This window comes from Blattabacterium cuenoti (assembly GCF_014251575.1).
GTDB classification, from domain to species: Bacteria; Bacteroidota; Bacteroidia; order Flavobacteriales; family Blattabacteriaceae; genus Blattabacterium; species Blattabacterium cuenoti_N.
Map to the genome: position 1 here is coordinate 343971 of NZ_CP059191.1, position 16010 is coordinate 359980.

Below are 16010 nucleotides of genomic sequence, written 5' to 3' on the forward strand. Positions count from 1 at the left end.
ATTCTTTTTGATTAGAAACGAACGGATTTTAATTTTAAACCACAAGTTTCATCCAAATTAAATATAAGATTCATATTTTGTATAGCTTGACCAGAAGCTCCTTTTATAAGATTATCTATAATACTGATAACAACCAATTGATCCTTCTCTTTAACAAGATGTAAAATACATTTATTAGTATTGACTACTTGTTTAACATCGATATTAATATCAGAAATATTTACAAATGGATGATTTTGATAATATTCTTTGAATATTTCCCTATTCTTTTCTAAAGAAAAAGTAGAATAAGTATATAAAGTGGTTATAATTCCTCTTGAGAAATTTCCTCTATAAGGGACAAAATAAACTTTAGAACAAAAATTATTTTGTATTTTATGGATAGTTTGTTCGATTTCCTGTAAATGTTGATGTTGAAAAATATTGTAAGCAGAAATATTATTGTTTCTCCAACTAAAATGATTCGTGTCACTCTGTTTCCTTCCAGATCCTGTAGAACCAGTTATAGCACTAATATGAATATTCTTTTTTAATAATTGATTTTTAGCTAATGGCAAAATAGCTAAAAGAATAGCTGTAGCAAAACATCCAGGATTGGCTATACTATTCGATTTTTTTATTGTTTCTTTTTGTAATTCTGGTAATCCATAGACAAAATTTCTATTTTTAAAAGCGGATTGATTCATGATTCTGAAATCTTGACTTAAATCAATGACTTTTGTTATTTCTGATATATGATTCAATTCTTTTCTAGACTGTCCATGTCCTGAACAAAGAAATACTACATCTATTTCTTTGTTTAAATCACGAGAAAATTTCATATTTTCTATTTCTCCTAATAGATCTTGATGAATCAAATGAATCAATTTTCCTGGATGACTTCTACTAACTATACTTTTTATTTTAGTTTTTGGATGATGAATCATCAATCTAATTAATTCTCCAGCAGTATATCCAGTTCCTCCAATAATACCTATTTCAATCATTTTTCTTTTTTATTTAAATTATGATACATTTTCATTTGATTACTCAAAATCTTTGTAAAACCCCTCACATCTTCTGCACTCCAAGCATAATTCATTTCTCCATATTGAGCCATGTTAGAAGATGCCATCAAATCAAATTTAGATTTGATCCCTACTAAATGAAATCTATAAGGATATAGAATTATATCTACAGTACCGGTCAATCTTTCTTGTGTACTTTTTAAAAACTTTTCTATATCACGCATAACAGGATCTAAGTATTGAGCTTCATGAAGTAACATCCCATACCAATTAGACAATTGCTCTTTCCAATAAAGTTGCCATTTCGTGAGAATGTGTTTCTCCAATAGATGATGAGCCTTGATAATAATAATTGCAGCTGAAGCTTCAAATGCTACTCTCCCCTTAATCCCCAAAATAGTATCTCCTATGTGTATGCCTCTTCCTATAGCAAATTCTGAGGCTATTTTTTCAATTTTGATTATGTTTTTTATAGCTTTACCTTTTTCTTGATTAACACCTACTAGTTCTCCTTTTTCAAATTCTAGTTCTAAGTTTTCCCTTTTTTTTCTACTCAATTTGGTTGGATAGGCCTCTTCAGGAAAATCGTGAGAAGAAGTCAGTGTTTCCTTTCCTCCTATACTAGTTCCCCAAATTCCTTTGTTGATAGAATATTTTGCTTGATCCCAACAAATAGATATTCCTTGATCTTTCAAATATTCAATCTCTTCTTCTCTAGAAACTTTCATATCTCTTATAGGAGATAAAGTTATTTTTTCTGGACAAATAATTTGAAAGGCTATATCAAATCTAATTTGATCGTTTCCAGCTCCTGTACTCCCATGAGCAATTGCTTTCGCTTGAATAAAAGTTGCATACTGTGCTATTTTAATAGCCTGAAAAATTCTTTCTGAACTTACTGAAAGCGGATAAGTATTATTCTTAAGAATATTTCCGAATATAAGATATTTTATGCAGTTTTGATAGTACTCTTCTATGGAATCAATAGTTTTGTGAGACTGAGATCCAATGCTTATAGCTCTTTTTTCAATTTTTTCTAACTCATTTTTGTTGAACCCTCCTGTATTAATGATAACTGTATGAACTTCGTATTTTTCTCGGATAAGATATTTTAAACAATAAGAAGTATCTAACCCTCCACTATAAGCTAAAACGATCTTATCTCCTGGAGATAAATAATTATTTCTATATTTTTTTTTATTGCTTTTATTTTTATCTGTATTGGGATCATATAAAAGACCTGTACATAAACACATTGTTCTATGATTTCTCGTTAATATATCAAAGTTTGCGCAACTTTGGCATCCTTTCCAAAATTCTTCTGATTGGGTCAGTTCACTAAAAGCAACAGGTTTAAAACCCAATTCAGTATTGATTTTGATAACTGGATTACTTGTTGTGATACTAAAAATTTTTGAATTTGGAAATTTTTTTCTGGAAAGTTTAAATATTTCAATTTTAATAATTTTTGCCAATCCTTGTTTTCTAAATTCAGGAAAAACAATCAAACCGGAATTAACGACAAATTCTTTGTTTTGAAAAATATCAAGATAGCTAAACCCCGCTAATTTTTCATCACAAAAAGCAATTACTGCATTTCCATGAATCATTTTTGATTTGATATACTCTGGATCTTTCTTTTTGATTCCAGTTCCTCTACTCTTTGCTGCTTCCTCAATTTTCTGACAAATTAAGGAAGCATATTTTGTATCCTCTTCATGAGATACTCTAACTTTGATTTTCATTTTTTTAAGAAACCACTAAGAAAAAAAATAAATGATTTGTACCGATTGGTAGGAGTATGAATTATGCTTCATATATTTTACTTTTACTGTACCTGAATACAAATTTAATAAAGTCTTTTTAATTAATTTCAGTCTTTATACTTTACTTGATTAAGTTTTAATTTAAACAAAAATCTAATCCGTTTATTTTTTCTAATTTCTTTAAAAAACTTGAATTAATATTAATTCCATATTTTCTAGATTCAAAATTTAAAAAAATTCTATTTTCCTTATCATAAAGAACAATATTTAGTTTTTTATTTCCTATTTGTTGAGAAAATAACTTTTCTATATTACTAATAATTGTGTTATTTAAATCATTAATATTAATTTTTACTATTAGTTTACGTACTAATTTATTGAGAACATTTTGCAAATTTTCTATATGCAAAATATTTATTTTATATTCTTTATATTTTGATCTTTCAATAGAAAGACATAAATACAATAAACTGTTATTCAACAAAATTGGCTCATATTTCATATATTGTTGTCCGTAAATCCTGAACTCTTTAGAAGAATTATAATCTTCTAATAAAAATAGACCATATTTTATCCCACTTCTTATATATGTCTTCTTTTCTATTTTTGATAAAATTCCACATGTGTGGATTTTTTTTCCTACAAGCATAGATTCTTTTTTATTTAGTTGGTCTAAAGATAGATTTGTAAAATATTTCATTTCATAATAATAATCATCTAAAGGATGTGCAGAAGCATAAACACCTAACACTTCTTTTTCTTTGGATAATTTATATATATTACTCCATAAATCACATTCCATCATAACAGGTTTATCTACTTCAATTTCAATATTTTTATTTCTTGATTTTTGAAATTTTGATCCCAATCGAATAGTTCTTTCCAAAACGTTTAATTTATCATCATTTTCGATATGAAAGTATTGTTCTCTATGTATATTAAAACAGTCCAAAGATCCAGATAGAATTAAACTTTCTAAAGTTTTTTTATTCACTATACGTAAATCAATTCTTTTGACCAGATCAAAAATGGAGCTGAATGGTCCATTTTTTTTTCTTTCTTGAAGAAGAATTTTCACAGCATTTTCTCCAACTCCTTTTATTCCTGCAAGACCAAATCGAATACTATTCTGATCAGTAACCTCAAAAAAAGAATCACTCTCATTGAGATCTGGATTAATCACAGATATATTCATTCTTTTGCATTCTTCTATGAAAAAAGTAAGCTGTTTAATGTTATGCATATTATTACTTAATACAGAAGCCATATATTCATATGGAAAATGAGCCTTCAAGTAAGCAGTTTGAAAAGCGATATAGGCATAACATGTAGCATGAGATTTATTAAAAGCATAACAAGAAAAATATTCCCAATCTTTCCATATTTTTTCTAATCTATTTTTAGAATACCCTTTATTCATAGCTTTTTCAATAAATTGATTCCTCATTTTATTGAGAACTTCTTTTTGTTTTTTCCCCATAGCTATCCTAAGAAGATCAGCATCACCTTTGCTAAAATCAGCTATTTTTTGAGCTATTAACATAACCTGTTCTTGATATATTGTTATTCCATAAGTTTCTTTTAAAAATTCTTCCATTTCTGGCAAATCATAGGTAATAGCTTCTTTTCCATGTTTTCTAGATATAAAATTAGGAATGTATTGTAAAGGTCCAGGCCTATACAGTGCATTCATTGCTATTAAATCATCAAATTTATCAGGTTTTAACTGACGTAAGTATTTTTGCATACCTGGAGATTCATATTGAAAAACGGCAATCGTTTCTCCTTCTTGAAAAAGAGAATAAGTTTTTTTATCTTCTAAAGGAAATAAAAATTCTGTATTAATATTTTTTCGTCTTTTTTTTATAAGATTTACAGCATCTTTGATGATAGTCAGAGTTTTTAATCCTAGAAAATCCATTTTTAATAATCCAGCATGTTCTACAACATGATTATCAAATTGCGTAAGCAATAAATCAGATTCTTTTGATACGGAAACCGGAATGTATTCTTTAATATCGTATGGACTTATTATAATGCCACAAGCGTGTATCCCTGTGCTTCTTATAGTTCCTTCTAAAATTTTTGCTTGCTGCAAAACCTTACCCTCCAAGGTATCTTTATTGTTCGCTATTTTTCTAAGCTTTTGTATGTTATTTATTTCTTCTTTATTAATTTTTTCTATGGAATAATTTTCTGATAAAATAGTTTTCAATGATAGCATATTCGGAATCATTTTAGCGAGAGAATCTGTTTCTTTTAAAGATAAGTTTAATACACGTCCAGTATCCCTAATAGATGATTTAGCCCCCATTGTTGCATATGTTATGATTTGTGCAACTTGATGTTTCCCATATTTTTGAACCACCCATTCAATAATTTTTTCACGTCCTCTATCGTCAAAATCAATGTCAATGTCTGGTAAAGAAATTCTATCAGGATTTAAAAAACGTTCGAAAAGAAGATGGTATTTTATTGGATCTATATTGGTGATTCCTAAACAATAGGCAACAACGGATCCTGCTACTGATCCTCTTCCAGGTCCCACTGAAATATTCATTTTTCTAGCTTGATGAATAAAATTGTGAACAATAAGAAAATAACCAGGATAACCAATTTTTTCTATTGTTTTTAATTCAAAAAGAATTCTTTCTTGGATTTCTTTGGTGACATTTTTATAACGTTTTTTAGCTCCTTCATAAGTGATTTTTTTTAAAAATCGATTTTCTCCTCTATTTCCTCCGTCTATTTTATCCATAGGATCTTCAAAAAATCTTGGGATTTGAAATTTTGGAAGCAATATTTTGTGTGAAAGATGATAAGATTCAATTTTATTAACCAATTCCTCTAAAAAATCAAAAGACTCTGGAAGATCAGAAAATATTTTTTTCATTTCTTCTGAACTTTTAAAATAAAACTCATGATTTGGAAACCCGAATCTATAACCTTTTCCTTTTCCTATAGGTGTTGATTGTTTTTCTACATTTTTTACACAAAGCAAAATATCGTGTGCATTTGCCTCGTTTTTATCTAAATAGAAAGTGTTGTTTTGTACAATATATTTTACATGATATTTTTTAGAAAATTTGAGTAATATATTATTGACATGATCTTCTTCTTCTAATCCATGACGTAATAACTCTATATAGAAATCATCTCCAAAAAGTTCCTTCCACCATAAAAAAATTTTTTCCGCTTTTCTTTCACCATAATTAAGGATAGTATATGGAATTTCTGCATTGAGATCTCCAGTAAGAGCAATTAAATTTTCCTTGTACTTTTCAATTAATTTTTTTCCAACCCTAGGAACTCCAGCATAAAACCCTTCTGTAAAACCAAGTGAACAAAGTTTTGCTAAATTTTGATAACCTTTTTTATTTTTAGATAAAAATACTTGTTGATATCGTTTATCCGGTTCATCTTTTGTAAATTTTTTTTGCAAGTAATTGTCTGAAAGAAAAACTTCACACCCAATGATTCCTTTAATCGATTTTTGGGGATAATATTTTTTATTTATAGAATGAATAGCATTTAAAAAATGGAAAGATCCCATTAAATTTCCATAATCTGTTATTCCTACAGCTGGCATATTAAAACGTATAGCTCTATCAACCAAAGATTGTATATCTACAGTAGAATAAAGGATAGAAAAATAGGTGTGATTGTGAATATGAGAATATTTTTTTTTTTTCAACTCTTCATTATGAAAATTTATTTTTCCTTTTTTTTCTTCTGAAGATGTAGGAAAAGAGAAAGAAGGATCAAAGGATACTATAGAGGAAGAAATTTTAGATGAATATTTATTCTTGAATTTCAAGATCGTATTTTCTTCCACTCCTATATCTTGATGTGATATAATTCCAATACGTAGTAACTCTAAAAAACAACGAGCTGTAGCTTTTACGTCATTTGCCGCATTATGCAGATTTGGGATATTTTCTCCAAAAAGTTTTTGATATAATTCAGATAACGTAGGCCATTTGAATTTTTTCCTATTTCCTGACAACTTGCAATAAGAAACAGAAACTACTTTAGTATCTAATATTTTTTTCCTTTCAAAAGAAATTTCTGTTTTTTTTCTAAAAAATTCACATTCTATAACTTTTCTATCAAATTCTAAATTGTGTCCAATTAAACATTGATACTTTTCAAGAGATTTTTTAAATTCACGGAGAACGAAACTCAAATCAACTCCATATTTTTCGGCTTTATCATTAGTAATTCCATGAATTTTAAAAGAATTGAAAGGAATGTCATAATGATCCGGTTTTATAATAAAATTTTTAAATTCTATTAAATCGCCTAAAGTATCATGACTTTGCCATGAAAATTGCACAATCCTTGGCCAATTATCTGTATGAGTAATTGGAAAGTTATAGGATATAGGCAATCCTGTTGTTTCTGTATCAACAATGAGGTACATTTTATTTGAATTAGTAGAAAAAGTTACTGAAAAATTATTAGTTTTGTATTATCTGTTTTTTCGTAAAATTTAAATAAATAAACGAGAATCGAATATTCTCGTTTCTCTATCCATATTTGTTCATAATTTGTTCATATAGACAGAGAAAATAATGAAAAAAATAATAAAAATTATGTCTAATCAAACCGAAGAAATAAAAAGAAAAGAATCCCCTTTATCTGATAATGAAAAATTGAATGATCAGGGAAAAATAAAAACAAGTTTCGATTGGACGAAATACGAAACTCATTTAAATAATGAGATACAGGAAGAAAGAAAAAAATTTGAAGAATTATACACAAAAACTTTACCCAATATTCAAGAACTAGAAATATATCAAGGAGTAGTAACACATATTACGGATAAAACTGTTATTGTAGATATTGGATTTAAAGCAGAAGGGTCCATTCCTATAAGCGAATTTAGAGAAAATTCCAATATTCAAATTGAAAGTAAGATAGAAGTTATGGTTGTTAAAATGGATTATAAAGGACAATGTATTCTTTCGTATCAAAAGGCAAAAATGTTGAGAAATTGGCAAAGAATCAATGAAGCATACGAAAAATCAGAGGTCATATTAGGCTATGTTGCAGCTAGAACAAAAGGAGGACTAATTGTTGAAATATTTGATATCGAATGTTTTTTACCTGGATCACATATAAATGTTAAACCTGTTCGAGATTATGATACTTACGTAGGAAAAACTATGGAAGTTAAAGTCGTTAAGATTAATCAAAAAACAAAAAATGTTGTCGTTTCTCATAAAGTATTAATAGAAAGAGATATTGAAGAGCAGAGGAAGGAAATGATCTCAAAGTTAGATAAAGGTCAAGTGTTAGAAGGAAAAATAAAAAACATTCTTCCTTATGGTGCTTTTGTGGATTTAGGAGGAGTGGATGCTTTACTTCATATTACCGATATGAGTTGGCCACACATCAATCATCCCACAGAAGTCGTTCAATTAGAACAAGAATTAAAATTTGTAGTATTAGGTGTAGACAAAGACAAAAATCGTGTACAATTGGGATTGAAACAATTGCAACCTCATCCTTGGAACTCTTTAGACAAAGATCTAAAGGTAGGAAGTAAAGTGAAAGGAAAAGTAACTGTTTTGGCCGATTATGGAGCATTTGTAGAAATCATTCCAGGGGTAGAAGCCTTATTGCACATTAGCGAGATGTCTTGGTCTACTGATTTGTCTTCCACTCAAGATTTTTTGCAAATAGGAGATGAATTAGAAGCTGTCATTCTGACGATAGACCGTCAAGAAAGAAAAATGTCTTTGAGTGTAAAACAACTTACTCAAGATCCTTGGATTAACATACAAGATAGATATACTATAGGATCAAAATATATTGGAACTGTCAAAAAATTTACAAGTTTTGGGGTTTTTTTGGAATTAGAGAAAGGAATATCTGGAGTTGTTTATACTAATGATCTTTCATGGATCAAAAAAATTAAACATCCTTCTGAATTTTGCAATATAAACGATGAATTAGAAGTTATTGTACTTGCTTTAGATCCTCAAGCTAGAAGACTAAATTTAGGACATAAACAACTAACGGAAAATCCATGGGATAAGTATGAGAAAAATTATTATGTAGGAAGCATTCACAATGGAATAATATCAAATTTTTTTGATAAAGGAGCTTCTGTAAAATTTTTAGAAAATCAAGAAATTGAAGCTTTTTCACCATTACGTTTCTTAGAAAAAAAAGATGGAAGTTTCCTTAAAAAAGGAGAAAAAACTAATTTTAAGGTAATAGAATTTAATAAAGAAACTAAAAAAATTGTGGTTTCTCATACATCTGTTTATCGTGATAAAGATAAGAAGAAAGAACAACGTGTGAGAAATAGAAAATTTGAGAGATCTACTCTTGGTGATATAGAAGGATTAGCTAAACTAAAAGAGCAAATAGAAAAAGAAAAAAATAACTAGAAATAGTTCTAAAAAAAAATGGAAACACACCCTATTGCAGAAAAAGAAGGATGGAAAGTTGGAAAAGATTTTCCTGTTTGGGCTAATAATGAATTATATTTGACTACAATTAAAGGTGGATATTTATTAGATGGAGAAACTCCTTTTGAGGCATACAAAAGATTAGCAAAAAATGCAGCAAAAATTCTTAAAAAACCAAAAATGGAAGGAGAGTTTTTTAATATTTTTTGGAGAGGATGGCTTATTCCTTCTACTCCAGTTATGGTTAACCTAGGAACAGAAAAAGGGTTGCCTATCAGTTGTTTTTCTGGAAGAATTGGAGATAGCATGTATGAAATATATAGAAAAAATTTAGAGATGGCTATACTTAGTAAGCATGGAGGAGGAACATCATATGATTTTAGTTTGGTTAGATCTGTAGGTAGTCCTATAAAAAATGGAACATTAGGAACTTCTGATGGAATTATTCCTTTTATTAAATCATATGATAGTGCAATCGTAGCTAGTAAACAAGGTAGAACACGAAGAGGTGCTGTAGCAATCTATTTAAATATAGAACATAAAGAGTATCCAGAATTTCTAAAAATAAGAGAACCTAAAGGAGATATTAATCGTCAATGTCACAATGTTCATCAAGGTGTGATAATTTCTAATTCATTTATGGAAAAAGTATTGAAAGAAAATGGAAAAGAACGAGCTTTGTGGATAAATACCCTTAAAGAACGTGTAAAAACTGGAGAACCATATCTTTTTTTCAAAGAGAATGCTAATCACAATCTTCCAGAAAATTGGAAAAAACATGGATTAAAAATACATCACAGCAATCTTTGTTCAGAGATAATGTTACCAACAGACGAAAATCATACTCTTGTATGTTGTCTTTCTTCTCTAAATCTATATAAATATGTAGAATGGAAAAATACAAACACTGTTTTTTATGCTATTTTATTTCTTGATGCTGTTTTACAGGAATTTATTGATAAAGGTAAAAATATAAAAGGAATAGAGGATGCTGTTCGTTTTGCAGAAAAAAGTAGAGCTTTAGGCTTGGGAGCTTTAGGTTGGCATTCGTATTTACAATCTAATATGATTCCTTTTATATCTGTTCAATCTGAAATATTGACACATAATATATTTAGGAAAATACAATTGGAATCTCAAAAAGCTACCAAATATTTAGCTAAAGAATACGGTGAATCCGAATGGAATATAGGAACAGGAAGAAGAAATTTAACTTTAATGGCTATGGCTCCTAATAGAAGTTCTGCTAAATTAGCTGGAGGTCTTTCTCAAGGTGTAGAACCTCTAGCTGCAAACATATATGTGGATGATGATGCAAAAGGAATGCATATTAGAAAAAATCCTTATTTGGAAAGAATACTTATAGAAATTGGATATAATCTTCCAGAAGTTTGGGAGCAAATAGCCAATGAAAAAGGATCTTGTCTTGGTTTAACGGCTCTTAACGAAGAACAAAAAAATGTTTTTAGATGTTTTAAAGAAATTAATCAACTGGATTTAATAAAACAAGCCAGTATACGACAAAAATATATTGATCAAGGACAAAGTATTAATCTTTCTTTTCATCAAAATGCTCCGGCCAAATACATAAATAAGGTTCATCTTGATGCTTGGAAAATAGGATTGAAAAGTCTTTATTATTACAGAAGCGAAAGTATTCTTCGTGCAGATACAAAAAATAGAGATTTATATTCAGAAAGTTTACTTTAAACGAAACAAAAAAAAAGGGCGGCGACTTACTCTCCCGGAATAACCAGTACCATCAGCGCTAATGTGTTTCACTTCTCTGTTCGGAATGGGAAGAGGTGGGACCACATTGCTATAACCACCCATAAAAAATTTTTAAATAACATAACATAATATACATGAGAAAAAAATTAAAAGCTTACGGGTAATTAGTACTACTCAGCTATGACATTACTGTCTTTACACTTATAGCCTATCAACGTTGTCATCTGCAACGACCCTTGAAAGAAGCCTAATCTTGTGGTGAGTTTCGCACTTATATGCTTTCAGTGCTTATCTCTTCCGAACATAGCTACTCAGCAATGCACCTGGCGACACAACTGATACACCAGAGGTTCGTCCAATTCGGTCCTCTCGTACTAGAATCAGGTCCACTCAAGCTTCTAACGCTCGCAATAGATAGAGACCGAACTGTCTCACGACGTTCTGAACCCAGCTCGCGTGCCACTTTAATGGGCGAACAGCCCAACCCTTGGGACCTTCTTCAGCCCAGTTATGGTTAACCTAGGAACAGAAAAAGGGTTGCCTATCAGTTGTTTTTCTGGAAGAATTGGAGATAGCATGTATGAAATATATAGAAAAAATTTAGAGATGGCTATACTTAGTAAGCATGGAGGAGGAACATCATATGATTTTAGTTTGGTTAGATCTGTAGGTAGTCCTATAAAAAATGGAACATTAGGAACTTCTGATGGAATTATTCCTTTTATTAAATCATATGATAGTGCAATCGTAGCTAGTAAACAAGGTAGAACACGAAGAGGTGCTGTAGCAATCTATTTAAATATAGAACATAAAGAGTATCCAGAATTTCTAAAAATAAGAGAACCTAAAGGAGATATTAATCGTCAATGTCACAATGTTCATCAAGGTGTGATAATTTCTAATTCATTTATGGAAAAAGTATTGAAAGAAAATGGAAAAGAACGAGCTTTGTGGATAAATACCCTTAAAGAACGTGTAAAAACTGGAGAACCATATCTTTTTTTCAAAGAGAATGCTAATCACAATCTTCCAGAAAATTGGAAAAAACATGGATTAAAAATACATCACAGCAATCTTTGTTCAGAGATAATGTTACCAACAGACGAAAATCATACTCTTGTATGTTGTCTTTCTTCTCTAAATCTATATAAATATGTAGAATGGAAAAATACAAACACTGTTTTTTATGCTATTTTATTTCTTGATGCTGTTTTACAGGAATTTATTGATAAAGGTAAAAATATAAAAGGAATAGAGGATGCTGTTCGTTTTGCAGAAAAAAGTAGAGCTTTAGGCTTGGGAGCTTTAGGTTGGCATTCGTATTTACAATCTAATATGATTCCTTTTATATCTGTTCAATCTGAAATATTGACACATAATATATTTAGGAAAATACAATTGGAATCTCAAAAAGCTACCAAATATTTAGCTAAAGAATACGGTGAATCCGAATGGAATATAGGAACAGGAAGAAGAAATTTAACTTTAATGGCTATGGCTCCTAATAGAAGTTCTGCTAAATTAGCTGGAGGTCTTTCTCAAGGTGTAGAACCTCTAGCTGCAAACATATATGTGGATGATGATGCAAAAGGAATGCATATTAGAAAAAATCCTTATTTGGAAAGAATACTTATAGAAATTGGATATAATCTTCCAGAAGTTTGGGAGCAAATAGCCAATGAAAAAGGATCTTGTCTTGGTTTAACGGCTCTTAACGAAGAACAAAAAAATGTTTTTAGATGTTTTAAAGAAATTAATCAACTGGATTTAATAAAACAAGCCAGTATACGACAAAAATATATTGATCAAGGACAAAGTATTAATCTTTCTTTTCATCAAAATGCTCCGGCCAAATACATAAATAAGGTTCATCTTGATGCTTGGAAAATAGGATTGAAAAGTCTTTATTATTACAGAAGCGAAAGTATTCTTCGTGCAGATACAAAAAATAGAGATTTATATTCAGAAAGTTTACTTTAAACGAAACAAAAAAAAAGGGCGGCGACTTACTCTCCCGGAATAACCAGTACCATCAGCGCTAATGTGTTTCACTTCTCTGTTCGGAATGGGAAGAGGTGGGACCACATTGCTATAACCACCCATAAAAAATTTTTAAATAACATAACATAATATACATGAGAAAAAAATTAAAAGCTTACGGGTAATTAGTACTACTCAGCTATGACATTACTGTCTTTACACTTATAGCCTATCAACGTTGTCATCTGCAACGACCCTTGAAAGAAGCCTAATCTTGTGGTGAGTTTCGCACTTATATGCTTTCAGTGCTTATCTCTTCCGAACATAGCTACTCAGCAATGCACCTGGCGACACAACTGATACACCAGAGGTTCGTCCAATTCGGTCCTCTCGTACTAGAATCAGGTCCACTCAAGCTTCTAACGCTCGCAATAGATAGAGACCGAACTGTCTCACGACGTTCTGAACCCAGCTCGCGTGCCACTTTAATGGGCGAACAGCCCAACCCTTGGGACCTTCTTCAGCCCCAGGATGTGACGAGCCGACATCGAGGTGCCGAACCTCCCCGTCGATGTGAGCTCTTGGGGGAGACTAGCCTGTTATCCCCGGAGTACCTTTTATCCTTTGAGCGATGGCCCTTCCATACGGAACCACCGGATCACTATGCCCTACTTTCGTACCTGATCGACTTGTAAGTCTCACAGTCAAGCACCCTTATGCCATTACACTCTACACACGATTACCAAACGTGTTGAGGGTACCTTTGGGAGCCTCCGTTACCTTTTTGGAGGCGACCACCCCAGTCAAACTACCCACCACGCAATGTCCTCAATTTTTTGTAATTGAGTTAGATTTCAACTAAAAAAAGGGTGGTATTTCAAGGACAACTCCACATTACCTGACGATAATGCTTCAAAGTTTCCCACCTATCCTACACATTTTTTAATCGGAATCAATACGAAGCTATAGTAAAGGTTCACAGGGTCTTTTCGTCCCATTGCGAGTAATCGGCATCTTCACCGATATTACAATTTCACCGAGCTCACGGCTGAGACAGTTTCCAGATCGTTACACCATTCGTGCAGGTCGGAACTTACCCGACAAGGAATTTCGCTACCTTAGGACCGTTATAGTTACGGCCGCCGTTTACTGGGGCTTCAGTCAAAAGCTTTGCCGAAGCTAACCTTTTTCTTTAACCTTCCAGTACTGGGCAGGTGTCAGACCCTATACATCATTTTTCAATTTAGCAGAGTCCTATGTTTTTGATAAACAGTCGCCTGGATCTATTCTCTGCGGCCTTCTCTAAAAGAAGGCTACCTTTCTCCCGAAGTTACAGGTTCATTTTGCCTAGTTCCTTAGCCGTGAATCACTCGAGCACCTTAGGATTCTCTCCTCAACTACCTGTGTCGGTTTTGGTACGGTTTGCTTTTATCTGAAGCTTAGAGGCTTTTCTTGGAAGCTCTTACCTGCACTATCCACTCTCCCGAAGGTTTGTGGTACTATCATAGATCGGAAAAATATACGGATTTTCCAATATATTTTATACCTAACTATTTCAACGTACACTTCCGTCCGTACGCGACAGTTTCATTGCTCCGTCCCCCCTATCGCAATAAAAGCAAGTACCGGAATATTAACCGGTTTTCCATCGATTACACCTTTCGATTTCATCTTAGGATCCGACTAACCCTCAGCTGATTAACATAGCTTAGGAACCCTTAGTTTTTCGGTGTGCGGGTTTCTCGCCCGCATTATCGTTACTTATACCTACATTTTCTTTTGTAATAGCTCCACTATATCTTACAACATAGCTTCCACGCCATTACAATGCTCCCCTACCGATTGATTGAAAAAATCAATCCCATAGTTTCGGCGATATATTTATGCCCGATTATTATCCATGCTCAATCACTCGACTAGTGAGCTGTTACGCACTCTTTAAATGAATAGCTGCTTCCAAGCTAACATCCTAGCTGTCTGAGTAACTAAACCTCGTTAGTTCAACTTAATATATACTTAGGGGCCTTAACTGATGGTCTGGGTTGTTCCCCTCTCGGACATGGACCTTAGCACCCATGCCCTCACTACCGTGAAACATAATAACAGCATTCGGAGTTTGTCAGGAATCAGTAGGTGATGAAACCCCTTCATCCAATCAGTAGCTCTACCTCTGTATTACTTTACACGATGCTGCACCTAAATGCATTTCGGGGAGTACGAGCTATCTCCGAGTTTGATTGGCCTTTCACCCCTACCCACAAGTCATCCGAAGACTTTTCAACGTCAACCGGTTCGGTCCTCCACTATGTGTTACCACAGCTTCAACCTGCTCATGGGTAGATCACTCGGTTTCGCGTCTAATTCTTCCGACTATACGCCCTATTCAGACTCGCTTTCGCTACGGCTCCATAGCTAAACTACTTAACCTTGCCGGAAAAATTAACTCGTAGGTTCATTATGCAAAAGGCACGTCGTCACTTCACAAAGAAGCTCCGACAGTTTGTAAGCGTATGGTTTCAGGATCTATTTCACCCTTCTATTCGAAGTACTTTTCACCTTTCCCTCACGGTACTAGTTCACTATCGGTCTCTGAGTAGTATTTAGCCTTACCGGATGGTCCCGGTAGATTCAGACAAGATTTCCCGTGTCCCGTCCTAATCAGGTTACTATTAGGTAATTTTTCCATTTCGCATACGGGATTATCACCTTCTATGATAGACTTTTCCAAATCTTTCTGCTATGGAAAAATAGTCCTTATTATAGACCTACAACCCCACTGTAGCCTAAACCACTGTGGTTTGGGCTTTTCCGCTTTCGCTCGCCACTACTTACGGAATCACTATTGTTTTCTTTTCCTCTAGATACTTAGATGTTTCAGTTCTCTAGGTTTGCTTTACTCTACTCTAGAGTAATATCATATCATCAATATGATAGGTTTCCCCATTCGGAAATCTGCGGATCAATTTGTATGTGCCAATCCCCGCAGCTTATCGCAGCTTATCACGTCCTTCCTCGCCTCTCAGAGCCAAGGCATCCACCATACGCCCTTCATTAGCTTTTTTGATTTTTTCCTCATTTGTATATTATGTATGTCAAAGAACTTT

The 16010-nt window shown here is 32.2% G+C and carries 6 protein-coding genes and 3 rRNA genes; 3 read left to right on the plus strand and 6 right to left on the minus strand.

Going from position 1 to position 16010, the window contains the following annotated elements:
• Positions 1–11: 11 nt before the first annotated feature.
• The 3 genes from argC to dnaE form a co-directional block, all read right to left on the minus strand.
• Complete coding sequence (argC, locus tag H0H67_RS01645) at positions 12–986, minus strand: N-acetyl-gamma-glutamyl-phosphate reductase (protein ID WP_185859059.1); 975 nt, start codon at positions 984–986, stop codon at positions 12–14.
• Entirely contained in the window at positions 983–2752 is a 1770-nt protein-coding gene (locus H0H67_RS01650; RefSeq protein ID WP_185859060.1) for an argininosuccinate synthase domain-containing protein, read from the minus strand. Before H0H67_RS01650 ends, argC begins: the two co-directional genes overlap by 4 nt.
• Before the next feature lie 157 nt (positions 2753–2909).
• Positions 2910–7196, minus strand: a complete 4287-nt coding sequence (gene dnaE, locus H0H67_RS01655) for a DNA polymerase III subunit alpha (RefSeq protein WP_185859061.1) — start codon at positions 7194–7196, stop codon at positions 2910–2912.
• 172 nt (positions 7197–7368) lie between these two features.
• Here dnaE and rpsA point away from each other — a divergent pair, with 172 nt between their 5' ends.
• Entirely contained in the window at positions 7369–9174 is a 1806-nt protein-coding gene (gene rpsA / locus H0H67_RS01660; RefSeq protein WP_185859605.1) for a 30S ribosomal protein S1, read from the plus strand.
• An 18-nt stretch (positions 9175–9192) separates the two neighbouring features.
• On the plus strand, positions 9193–10905 hold the full coding sequence (locus H0H67_RS01665; protein ID WP_185859062.1) for a ribonucleoside-diphosphate reductase subunit alpha: 1713 nt from the start codon (positions 9193–9195) through the stop codon (positions 10903–10905).
• A gap of 13 nt (positions 10906–10918) precedes the next feature.
• On the opposite strand, the gene rrf (H0H67_RS01670) is transcribed toward H0H67_RS01665, so the two are convergent.
• A 5S ribosomal RNA gene (gene rrf, locus H0H67_RS01670) occupies positions 10919–11028 on the minus strand.
• A 408-nt stretch (positions 11029–11436) separates the two neighbouring features.
• Here rrf (H0H67_RS01670) and H0H67_RS01675 point away from each other — a divergent pair.
• The gene (locus H0H67_RS01675; protein ID WP_238784558.1) at positions 11437–12906 is read left to right on the plus strand and encodes a ribonucleoside-diphosphate reductase subunit alpha; all 1470 of its coding nucleotides are present in this window, start codon (positions 11437–11439) and stop codon (positions 12904–12906) included.
• Positions 12907–12919: 13 nt separating this feature from the next.
• Here the strand turns inward: H0H67_RS01675 and rrf (H0H67_RS01680) are convergent.
• Positions 12920–13029, minus strand: a 5S ribosomal RNA gene (gene rrf / locus H0H67_RS01680).
• A 43-nt stretch (positions 13030–13072) separates the two neighbouring features.
• Positions 13073–15967, minus strand: a 23S ribosomal RNA gene (locus H0H67_RS01685).
• Between the last annotated feature and the right edge of the window lie 43 nt (positions 15968–16010).

Bases quoted from the DNA above. Each gene is read 5' to 3' on its own strand.
- H0H67_RS01650 (WP_185859060.1), bottom strand. From the start codon at position 2,752: ATGAAAATCAAAGTTAGAGTATCTCATGAAGAGGATACAAAATATGCT.
- argC (WP_185859059.1), bottom strand. From the start codon at position 986: ATGATTGAAATAGGTATTATTGGAGGAACTGGATATACTGCTGGAGAA.
- dnaE (WP_185859061.1), bottom strand. From the start codon at position 7,196: ATGTACCTCATTGTTGATACAGAAACAACAGGATTGCCTATATCCTAT.
- rpsA (WP_185859605.1), top strand. From the start codon at position 7,369: ATGTCTAATCAAACCGAAGAAATAAAAAGAAAAGAATCCCCTTTATCT.
- H0H67_RS01665 (WP_185859062.1), top strand. From the start codon at position 9,193: ATGGAAACACACCCTATTGCAGAAAAAGAAGGATGGAAAGTTGGAAAA.
- H0H67_RS01675 (WP_238784558.1), top strand. From the start codon at position 11,437: ATGGTTAACCTAGGAACAGAAAAAGGGTTGCCTATCAGTTGTTTTTCT.